A 10,569-nucleotide genomic window follows, 5' to 3' on the forward strand; every position below is an offset into this window, starting at 1 on the left:
GACCTCAGGAGCGTTCAACGTACGAGCGTGGTCAGGCACTTTCGCATTTTGACCCGCCAGCCACGTAGCGTCGCCGTTCCCCGAGCCCCTGGCCGTGCATGGTCAGTGCGTGTGGGTGAGTTCCGGTTCGGCGGCCGCCTCTTCGCCCTGGCCGTAGTACGCGACGCCCACCGCGCTGACGACGGCGAGGACGAAGCCGAAGGCGGCCAGCCAGCCGAGGCCGGCCCGGGAGGAGTCGCCGAGCCAGATGACGCCGACCGCGCCGGGGATGACGGTCTCGCCCACCACCAGGGCGGCGGTGGCCCCGTTCACCGAGCCGATCTGCAGCGCGATGGTGTGCAGGTACATCCCGCCGATGCCGCCGATCAGGATCGCGTACAGGGCGGGGTCGGCGATCAGCCGGCCGAGGTCGAAGGGCTCGATCCCGTTCAGGATCCGGACGCCGACGCCGAGCGCGCCGAAGCCGAGCCCGGAGAGCAGACCGGCCACGATCGCCCCGCTCGCACCGAGCAGCCGGACGATCAGCGCGCCACCGCCGATGACCGCGACCGACGCGGCCAGCAGCCACCAGTGCACCGCCATCGCGGCGTGGTGCCCGCCCTCGGGCCCGGCCGCGACGGCGAGCAGGATCAGGGCGGCGCAGAGGATGGCGATCGAGGCCCACTCGGGCCGCTTCAGCCGGATGCCGAGCAGCTTGATGCTGAGCACCGCGGTGACCACCAGGTTGGCACTGATGATGGTCTGGGAGAGGAAGAGCGGGAGCAGCCGGGCGGCCAGCGCGCCGAGGCCGAAGCCGATCAGGTCGAGCACCGTGCCGAGGATGAACTCCCAGGTGACGGCGGCCTTGGCAGTGGAGGAGAGGTTGGGGCCGCCGTGCTCGGTGACGCCGGCGGAGCGGCCGTTGGCGGCCGCCTCCTCGCGGGCGGAGCGGCGTGAGCCGACCGCCTGGAGTACCGAGCCGATGCCGTAGCAGGCGGATGCCGCGACGGCGGTGACGAGGCCCAGGATCACCGGGTGCTCCGATCTGGATGGGGCAGGCGTACTTGATCAGCCACCACTATGCCCGGTCGGGGCGGTGATCGAGTCAGCCGCCAGGACGACCGGGGCCCGTCCCGTCGGCGGGGGAGGGTCCACCCCTCGGTATGGGGCCGTCGGCCCGGGGTACGAGTAGCGTCGAACCATGGCAAACACCGCACTTCGCCGCTCGTTGCCCGCCGCTCTGCTCGGGCTGCTGCTGACCGCTCTGCTGCTGCTCCTGCCCGTGGCGTCCGCGTCGGCGGCGACGAGTGGCATCGAGGAGGCGGCCAAGGCGTTGAAGCAGGGTCAGGTCTACGTCGACCCGGCGATGGCCGGGCGGTTCTCGACCGCCGACGCGGACGCGCTCACCGCGCGGATCAAGGCGGCGGACAAGCCGGTCTTCGTCGCGGTGCTGCCGGCGGACGAGCAGCAGTACCCGGCGCTTTCGACCGCGCGCGACCTGCGCACCAGGGTCGGGGTGACCGGTCTGTACGGGATCTGGCGGGGCGAGGAGTTCAAGGCCTTCTCCGACCCGGCGGCGATCTCCGGCACCGCGGCGGCGAGCATCGCCGGGGCCGCGTCCCGGGCGCACCCGGGCGACATCGGCGGCACCTTGAACGACTTCGTCGGCCAGGCGGTCGGGCAGGTGAAGGGCAAGGGGGTGGCGGCCTCCGGCGGCGGGACCGGGGTGGCCGCGATCGTGGTCCCGGTGGCGCTGCTGGCGCTGGCCGGCGGCGGTGTGTTCCTGCTGTTCCGGCGGTCGAAGCGGCGCAAGGAGGAGCGGGTCAGGGCGGAGCTGGCCCAGCTGCGGGTGGTGGTGGACGAGGACATCACGGCGTTCGGCGAGGAGCTGGACCGGCTGGACTTCGCTCCCGGCGACCCGGCGGCGGACGACGCCCAGCGGGCCGACTACGCGCACGCGCTGGACTGCTACGACGGCGCGAAGCGGGCGATGGACGCGGCGACCGGCCCCGAGCAGGTCCGCCCGGTGACCGAGGCGCTGGCCGACGGCCGGTTCGCACTGGCCACCCTGACGGCCCGTCGGGAGCAGCGGCCGCTGCCGGACCGCCGTCCGCCGTGCTTCTTCGACCCCCGGCACGGCCCGTCCGCGAAGGACGCGGACTGGGCCCCGGCCGGTGCGGCCCGGCGGACCGTCCCGGTCTGCGCGGCGGACGCGGCCCGGCTGGCGGCGGGTCAGGAGCCGGAGATCCGTACGGTGCAGACCGAGCACGGCCGGGAGCCGTACTGGAACGCGGGCCCGGCGTACAGCCCGTGGGCCGGCGGCTACTTCGGCGGCGGCATGCTGCCGGGGCTGCTGGTGGGCACCATGCTCGGCTCGATGATGGCCTCGCCCGGTACGGCGTGGGCCGCCGACGGCGGGGGCTACCAGGGCGGCGACCAGTCCGGTGCGGACTTCAACCCCTCGGACTTCGGCGGCTTCGACGGCGGTGGCGGGGGTGACTTCGGAGGTGGAGGGGACTTCGGGGGCTTCTGAGGCGGGTGGTGTGAAGCCCCTTGCTTCATGATCGTTGGCGGGCTATCAGTACGATGATCAGCCAGAACGTCAGCAAGGGGCAGTTTTCATGGGGGAACAGGGCTTCCGGGTAGAGCCGGGCGCACTCAGGGCGTACGCGGCGCTGATCGAGGCCCAGGCGGAGCGGATCTCCGAGATCCAGTCCCGCCTGGCCTCGGTCACGCTGAACTCCAACGACTTCGGCATGCTGCCGGACGCGCAGAACCTCTACCAGGCCTACGAGGAGCACGCGGAGGTGGAGCAGCAGAACTTCGCCGACCTGCGCGAGCTGCTGACCGACACCGCCGAGGGCCTGCAGCACTCGGCGGACAACTACGAGAGTCACGACACCGCGATCGCCTCGGTCTACCGGGGCGGCCGGTGATCCCCGGGACGGGCGTCACCTTCGGCGAGGCCGGTGCCGCGTACAAGTGGACCCGCGACTTCGTGAGCACGCCGTTCGAGGCGCTGCCCAGCTTCACCAACCCGGTCTCCGAGGGCCTGGACGCCGGGCTGGACGAGTTCGTCAAGGGCGCGCTGGACTTCCTCGGGCTGATGGACATGCTGGAGGAGGTCACCGGCGAGCTGGAGACCCTCAGCAGCGCCGCGCAGGAATGGCAGGCCCAGGCGAAGGCGATGCAGGAGGTCGCCAACGCGCTGCGCGAGGGCGGCACGACGCTGGCCGGCCAGTGGGAGGGCCAGGCGTCCGAGGCCTTCGGCACCCACATGGGCACGGTGGTCGAGGCGATCGAGAGCACCGCCGCCGACATGAACGAGGTGGCCCAGATCATCAGTCAGGCCGCCGCGGCCTGCGAGCTGGCCGAGAACCTGGTCATCGGCCTGATCCGGGAGGCGATCGAGGTCCTGATCGCCACCATGGCCGCGATGATCCTGGTCGACATCATCACGCTGGGCGCCGCCACCGTGGTCAACGCCCTGGTGGTCGAGGCCGAGGTGTCCGTCTACGTCATGCGGATCGCCTCGGTGTCGCGCAAGCTGGCCACGGCGCTGGGCAAGCTGATGGACGCGGTCCGCAAGATCCAGACCGCCGGGAAGTCCTTCAAGAACATCAAGGAGGGCCTCCGGGCGGCCAAGGCGGTCCGCAAGATCGGCGGCGCGGGGAACCGCTTCGGCACCGCGAAGGACCTGCTGACCAACCCGAACCTCGGCACCCTCGGCGAGTTCGCCACCGCACAGGGCGCGAAGACCGTCTTCGGCGCGGTTAAGGGCGGCATCGCGACCGGTGTCGGAGTCGGCATCGGCGCCGGTGACTTCGGCGGCGCCTTCACCGACGCGGCCAAGGACGACGCCGCGGTCGACGCCGCCACCGGCGCGCTGGACGGCGGCCCGCACGCGAAGCCCTACCGGGTGCCGCAGACCCGGGTCGAGGAGGCCTTCGGATGAGCCAGTACGTCGAGCCGCGCCCGCTGGGCGGCGACTCCTACCGCCCGCTGTTCGCCCCGCTGCTGCAGCCGGGCGAGCAGATCCACGCGGTGGCCGAGCTCACCCTCAGCGACCTGATCCGCCGGGTCCCGCGCAAGTACCGCCCGGGGGCCGCGACCAGGGGGGCGATGGCCGCCTTCGGCGCACTGTTCGAGTTGGTCGCCGTCATCGCGGAGCTCCTGTTCGAGGCGGTCTTCGGGTTCTTCCGGATGATCCGCCGGATCACCCGGGGCCGCGGCCTCCAGGGCGGCTGGGACAGCCAGGCCGGACAGTTCGTGGTCGCGGTGCGGCACGGCTACGAGGGCGCGGCGCCGATGGACAACAACCGGGCGGTGCTGGCCTTCACCGACCGCCGCATCCTGCTGGCCGACCACCTGGTCGGCGTCGGCCTCAGGCCGCTCGGCGAGCTGCCGTACGGACGGATCCGCCGGGTCGAGGACCGGACCGGCGGCATGTCGGACCGGGTCGACCTGCACTTCGCGGACGGCTCGCTGGCCGCCCTCTCCCAGGGTGCGGACGAGGCCCGCGCCCTGGCCGCGCTGATCCGCTGACCCGCAGACCGGATCGTTGCTGTGCATCGCCTAGGGTCGAGCCATGCACAGCGACGATCCGGTCCGCTGCACCGCCTGGGTGCGCGGCAAGGTCCAGGAGGTCGGCTTCCGCTGGTGGACCAGGGCCCGGGCGATGGAGATCGGGCTCACCGGGTACACCAGCAACCTCGGCGACGGCCGGGTGCAGGTGGTCGCCGAGGGCAGCCACGCCGACTGCGAGCGCCTGCTCACCCTGCTCCGCGGGCCCGGCACCCCGGGCCGGGTCACCGGCGTCACCGAGATCTGGAGCGCGACCGGCGACGGGTACGAGACCTTCGCGATCCGCTGACATGCCCTCCGCAGACCGGCCGCGTCAACTGCCGGTGTCAGGCGGTTGCCTTCTGGGCAGACTCGTGGTTGACTCCGCAGCGAGCAGTGATCCATCTGAAGTCCGGTGGACCCCCGCCCGGCCGCACGGCGTGTCCTTCCCGCCATGCAGGTGACAGGGTCGCGGTAGCGTGCGGTGATCGTGTTGACCCGTACCGTCTTTGGTGAGACGCTGAAAGCCCGCGCACCAATATGCGTTCTCCCGGCAGGGTCATGTCGTCGTGAGCCCAGCTCACGCGGCTCTCCCGTAGTGCCCAGCCAGCACTTCCGGCCCGCGGACGGGTGCGTGACTCCCCTTCCCCCTAGACCCATACCGCATAGGTTCGGTCACTCAGCGTGGAGGACCATTCATCATGGCAAAGGCGCTTCTCGGGTACGTCGGCGGCCCCGACCCGCGAATGCTTTCCGAGATGCGACGGCTTCAGCAGCGCGTCCAGGACCTGGAATCCGAGCTCATCCGGATGCAGGCCGAGAACGACGCACTCTCCGCTGTCGCTGACGAGCACTCGCTGCTCAGCAGCATTGAAATGGATCACAGGGAGCCGGCACTCACCTGATCCAGACCCGATCTTCACGATCGACGCTGCTGCGCACTGAGCTTCCCGTACGGGTCGCAGCTTTCGAGGGACGCCCGCGTGGCGTCCCTTCGTCGTACCCGGAACCTTTTGCCAGGAGAGTGCCCAGCCCCGGCGTGGCCAAACCGTCGCCTGCCCCGCTGTCGTCCGCACTGCCGGATACAGTCGGCAAACGGAGGAAGAAGCCGAGGTGAGGAGAGCGGGCCCGTGCATCTGAAGAGTCTGACGCTGCGCGGGTTCAAGTCCTTCGCCTCCGCCACCACGCTGCGGTTCGAGCCCGGGATCACCTGTGTGGTCGGGCCGAACGGCTCCGGCAAGTCGAACGTGGTGGACGCGCTCAGCTGGGTGATGGGCGAGCAGGGCGCCAAGTCGCTGCGCGGCGGCAAGATGGAGGACGTCATCTTCGCCGGGACCAGCGGCCGGCAGCCGCTCGGCCGGGCCGAGGTCAGCCTCACCATCGACAACACCGACGGCGCGCTCCCGATCGACTACGCCGAAGTCACCATCACCCGGACGATGTTCCGCAACGGCGGCAGCGAGTACGCGCTGAACGGCGACACCTGTCGGCTGCTCGACATCCAGGAACTGCTCTCCGACTCCGGCATCGGCCGGGAGATGCACGTGATCGTCGGGCAGGGCCAGCTCGACTCCGTGCTGCACGCCGACCCGATGGGCCGGCGGGCCTTCATCGAGGAGGCGGCCGGGGTGCTCAAGCACCGCAAGCGCAAGGAGAAGGCGCTGCGGAAGCTGGACTCGATGGCCGCCAACCTCAACCGGGTGCAGGACCTGGTGGCCGAACTCCGCCGCCAGCTCGGCCCGTTGGGCCGGCAGGCGAAGATCGCCCGGCGCGCCGCCGGCATCCAGGCCGAGCTGCGGGACGCCCGGCTGCGGCTGCTCGCCGACGACCTGCTCTCGCTGCGCAGGGCGGTCGAGGCGGAGATCGCGGACGAGCTGGCGCTGCGGCTGCGGCGCTCCACCGTCGAGCAGGAGCTGGCCCGGGCGCAGCAGCGCGAGGCCGTCCTGGAGGCGCAGGTGCAGCAGCTCGGGCCGCAGCTGGAGCAGACCAGGCAGACCTGGTACCGGCTCTCGGCGCTGGGGGAGCGGACCAGGGGGACGATCGGGCTGGCCGAGGCCCGGGTGCGGCACGCGGTCAGCAGCGCGCAGGGCGAGGAGCGGCGCGGGCGGGACCCGGAGGAGCTGGAGCGGGAGGCCGAGCGGGTCCGCGAGGAGGAGGCCGCGCTCGCCGAGGCGCTGGAGGAGGCGCAGTACGCGCTGGCCGAGGCGGTCGAGCGGCGGAGCGACCTGGAGCGCGAACTGGCGCTGGAGGAAGGCCGGTTGAAGGCGGCCGCGCGGGCGATCGCGGACCGTAGGGAGGGGCTGGCCCGACTGCAGGGGCAGGCTGCGGCGGCGCGTTCGAAGGCGGCCGGGGCGGAGGCCGAGATCGGCCGGCTGGCCGAGTCCAGGGACGAGGCGCTGCTGCGGGCCGAGGCCGCGCAGGGGGAGTACGAGGAGCTCCGGGGCCAGGCGGACGAACTGGCCGCCGGGGACGAGGAACTGGACGCGGCGTACGAACGGGCCCGGGCCGAGGTGGCGGGGGCGGAGTCCGGGGTCGGCGCCGTCCGGGACGCGCTCGGGTCGGCCGAGCGCGAGCGGGCCGGGCTGGTGGCGCGGCACGAGGCGCTCTCGCTCGGGCTGCGGCGCAAGGACGGCAGCGGGGTGCTGCTGGCGGCGGGGGAGCGGCCGGCCGGGGTACTCGGTCCGGCGGCCGAGCTGCTCAAGGTCGAGCCCGGGTACGAGACGGCGGTGGCGGCGGCGCTCGGTGCGGCGGCGGAGGCCGTCGCGGTGGACGGGGTGGACGCGGCGGTGGCGGCGCTGCGGCTGCTGCGCGGCGAGGACGCCGGGCGGGCCGCGCTGCTGATCGCGGGCGCGGCCGGGGACACGGTTGCGGACGCGGTCGGGCGGGTCGGTGCGGCGGGCCTGGTGGACGGGCCGGCCGAACTGCTGCCCGCCGTACGGGCGCTGCTGGCCCGGACCGTGGTAGTGGACGGGCTGGACCAGGCACGCGAACTGGTGCTGGAGCGGCCGGAGTTGACCGCCGTGACCCGGGAGGGCGACCTGCTCGGCGCGGGCTTCGCCCAGGGTGGCGCGGCCGGGGCGCCGAGCCTGTTGGAGACCCAGGCGGCGGTGGCCGAGGCGGCCGGGCGGATCCAGGAGCTGGACCAGCGGTGCGAGCGGCTGGCCGGTGAGCTGGCCGAGGTGACCGCCGTGCGGAGTGAACTCGCGGCCGAGGTCGAGCAGTTGGCCGCCCGGCGGCGGGCGGCGGCGAAGGAGCGGGCCGGTACGGCCGGGGCGCTCGGACGGCTCGGCGGGCAGGCCAAGGCGGCGGCGGGCGAGGCCGAGCGGCTGGCCGCCTCGACCCGGCGGGCCGAGGACGGGCTGGCCCAGGCACTGGCGGCGGCCGAGGAGCTGGCCGAACGGCTGGCGGCGGCGGAGGAGTCGGCGGACTCCGGCGAGGACGAGCCGGACGGCGCCCGCCGGGACGAGCTGGTGGCGGGTGCCGCCGAGGCCAGGCAGGCCGAGCTGGAGGCCAGGCTCGCGGTCCGCACCCACGAGGAGCGGGTGCGGGGCCTGAGCGGCCGGGCCGACCAGCTGGACCGGGCGGCCGGGGCCGAGCGGGAGAGCAGGGCCCGGGCGGCCGAGCGGCGCGAGCGCGCCCGGTACGAGGCACAGGTGGCCGGTGCGGTGGCGGCCGGGGCCCGGCAGCTGCTGGCGCGGCTGGAGGTCTCGCTGGGCCGGGCCGAGGCGGAGCGGACCGGGGCCGAGCAGGCCAGGGCCGAGCGGGAGACCGAGCTGCGGGCGGGCCGCGAACACGGGCGCGAACTCAAGGACGAGCTGGACAAGCTGGTCGACGCGGGCCACCGGGACGAGGTGCTCCGGGCGGAGAAGCGGCTGCGGATCGAGCAGTTGGAGGCCAAGGCGCTGGAGGAGTTCGGCATCGAGGGGGAGGAGCTGCTCGCCTCGTACGGGCCCGCGCAGCCGGTGCCCCCGCCGCTGCCGGAGGAGGGAGAGGAGCCGGGCGAGCCGCGCCCGTACGTCCGGGCCGAGCAGGAGAAGCGGCTGCGGTCCGCCGAGAAGGCGTACCAGCAGCTCGGCAAGGTCAATCCGCTGGCGCTGGAGGAGTTCGCGGCGCTGGAGGAGCGGCACCAGTTCCTGGGCGAGCAGCTGGACGACCTGAAGCGCAGCCGGCGGGACCTGCTGGAGATCGTCAAGGACGTCGACGTCCGGGTCGAGCAGTTGTTCACCTCGGCGTACCACGACACGGCGGCGCAGTTCGAGGGTGTCTTCTCCCGGCTCTTCCCGGGCGGGGAGGGGCGGCTGGTGCTGACCGACCCTTCGAGCATGCTGACCACCGGGGTGGAGGTGGAGGCCAGGCCGCCGGGCAAGAAGGTGAAGCGGCTCTCGCTGCTCTCCGGCGGGGAGCGCTCGCTGACGGCGGTGGCGCTGCTGGTCTCGATCTTCAAGGCCCGCCCCAGTCCGTTCTACGTGATGGACGAGGTGGAGGCGGCGCTCGACGAGACCAACCTGCGCCGGCTGATCGCCATCATGGAGGAGCTGCGGGAGAGTTCGCAGCTGATCGTGATCACCCATCAGAAGCTCACCATGGAGTCGGCCGACGCGCTGTACGGCGTCACCATGAAGGGCGACGGGATCTCCCAGGTGATCAGCCAGCGGCTGCGCGAGGAGCAGCGCGAGCGCCGCCCGCGCGCCGTGCCCCGGCAGTCCGAGGCCGCGGTCGCGGCGGAGTGAATCGGGCGAAGCGGCGGTAAGGGACGAATGTCCTAGTTCTCGGGGGCGGGTCCGTCACGGATACTGGGTCCGATATGGAATACGTGATCCTTGCCGTAATCATCGCCGTGATCGCCGTTGGTGCGGTTGCGGGCCTCGTCGTCAGCGGCAGACGACGCAAGCAACTGCCTCCCAAGGCCGAGGCACCTGTCATCACGCCCCCGCGCGAGCCCGCGGTCGGCGAGGAGTCCGCGACCCCGGTTCCCGAGCCGGTCAGGACCGTCGAGGAGGTGACGCTCCCGCCCGAGGTACCTGTGGTCGAGGCACCCGCCCTGGATGTGCCGGAGCCCACCGCCGGGCGGCTGGTCCGGCTGCGCGGCCGGCTCTCCCGTTCGCAGAACTCGCTCGGCAAGGGCCTGCTCACGCTGCTCTCGCGCGAGCGGCTCGACGAGGACACCTGGGAGGAGATCGAGGAGACGCTGCTCACCGCAGACGTCGGCGTCGCACCCACCCAGGAGCTGGTCGACAACCTGCGCACCCGGGTCAAGGTGCTCGGCACCCGTACCCCGGCCGAGCTGCGGGGCCTGCTGTACGAGGAACTGGTCGGTCTGATCGGCACCGAGGCGGACCGTTCGCTGAAGACCGCCAAGCACGAGGACGGCCGTCCGGCCGTGGTGCTGGTGGTCGGCGTGAACGGCGTGGGCAAGACCACCACCTCGGGCAAGCTCGGCCGGGTGCTGGTCGCCGACGGACGCAAGGTGGTGCTCGGCGCGGCCGACACCTTCCGGGCCGCCGCCGCCGACCAGTTGCAGACCTGGGGCGAGCGGGTCGGTGCTGCCACCGTCCGCGGGCCCGAGGGCGGCGACCCCGCCTCGGTCGCGTTCGACGCGGTCAAGGAGGGCATCGCCGAGGGCGCGGACACCGTGCTGATCGACACCGCCGGCCGACTGCACACCAAGACCGGCCTGATGGACGAGCTCGGCAAGGTCAAGCGGGTGGTCGAGAAGCACGGCCCGGTCGACGAGGTGCTGCTGGTGCTGGACGCCACCACCGGTCAGAACGGGCTGGTCCAGGCCCGGGTGTTCGCCGAGGTGGTGGACATCACCGGCATCGTGCTGACCAAGCTGGACGGGACCGCGAAGGGCGGGATCGTGATCGCGGTGCAGCGGGAGCTGGGCGTGCCGGTCAAGCTGATCGGGCTGGGCGAGGGCGCGGACGACCTGGCGCCGTTCGAGCCGGGTGCGTTCGTGGACGCGCTGATCGGGGACTGACGTACGGCCGTAAAGAGTCGAGCCCTCCGGGACCAGGTCCCGGAGGG

Annotated in this window: 9 protein-coding genes; 8 read left to right on the forward strand and 1 reads right to left on the reverse strand. The window is 72.8% G+C overall.

Annotated elements, in window-relative coordinates; genetic code table 11:
* Positions 1-102: 102 nt before the first annotated feature.
* On the reverse strand, positions 103-1,011 hold the full coding sequence (locus tag ABT118_RS32050) for a DMT family protein (RefSeq protein WP_350677913.1): 909 nt from the start codon (positions 1,009-1,011) through the stop codon (positions 103-105).
* 169 nt (positions 1,012-1,180) lie between these two features.
* Between ABT118_RS32050 and ABT118_RS32055 the strand changes: the two genes are divergently transcribed.
* The 8 genes from ABT118_RS32055 (at position 1,181) to ftsY (ending at position 10,522) form a co-directional block, all read left to right on the forward strand.
* On the forward strand, positions 1,181-2,512 hold the full coding sequence (locus ABT118_RS32055; protein WP_350677916.1) for a hypothetical protein: 1,332 nt from the start codon (positions 1,181-1,183) through the stop codon (positions 2,510-2,512).
* 88 nt (positions 2,513-2,600) lie between these two features.
* Positions 2,601-2,915, forward strand: a complete 315-nt coding sequence (locus ABT118_RS32060) for a DUF2563 family protein (protein ID WP_350677924.1) — start codon at positions 2,601-2,603, stop codon at positions 2,913-2,915.
* Positions 2,912-3,934, forward strand: a complete 1,023-nt coding sequence (locus ABT118_RS32065; protein ID WP_350677929.1) for a WXG100 family type VII secretion target — start codon at positions 2,912-2,914, stop codon at positions 3,932-3,934. Before ABT118_RS32060 ends, ABT118_RS32065 begins: the two co-directional genes overlap by 4 nt.
* On the forward strand, positions 3,931-4,524 hold the full coding sequence (locus ABT118_RS32070) for a hypothetical protein (protein ID WP_350677933.1): 594 nt from the start codon (positions 3,931-3,933) through the stop codon (positions 4,522-4,524). The genes ABT118_RS32065 and ABT118_RS32070 overlap by 4 nt, the downstream gene beginning before the upstream one ends.
* Before the next feature lie 43 nt (positions 4,525-4,567).
* Positions 4,568-4,852, forward strand: coding sequence for an acylphosphatase (locus ABT118_RS32075; protein ID WP_350677939.1), 285 nt, complete (start codon positions 4,568-4,570; stop codon positions 4,850-4,852).
* 391 nt (positions 4,853-5,243) lie between these two features.
* Positions 5,244-5,447 (forward strand): hypothetical protein, encoded by a 204-nt coding sequence (locus ABT118_RS32080; protein WP_350677942.1) that lies wholly within the window; start codon positions 5,244-5,246, stop codon positions 5,445-5,447.
* A 225-nt stretch (positions 5,448-5,672) separates the two neighbouring features.
* A complete protein-coding gene (gene smc, locus ABT118_RS32085) occupies positions 5,673-9,272 on the forward strand; it encodes a chromosome segregation protein SMC (protein WP_350677947.1) in 3,600 nt (1,199 codons plus the stop codon).
* A 74-nt stretch (positions 9,273-9,346) separates the two neighbouring features.
* Complete coding sequence (ftsY, locus tag ABT118_RS32090) at positions 9,347-10,522, forward strand: signal recognition particle-docking protein FtsY (RefSeq protein ID WP_350677952.1); 1,176 nt, start codon at positions 9,347-9,349, stop codon at positions 10,520-10,522.
* The last annotated feature ends 47 nt before the right edge of the window (positions 10,523-10,569 follow it).

Origin of the sequence: Kitasatospora sp. NPDC002040 (assembly GCF_040296785.1) — a bacterium.
GTDB lineage: Bacteria > Actinomycetota > Actinomycetes > Streptomycetales > Streptomycetaceae > Kitasatospora.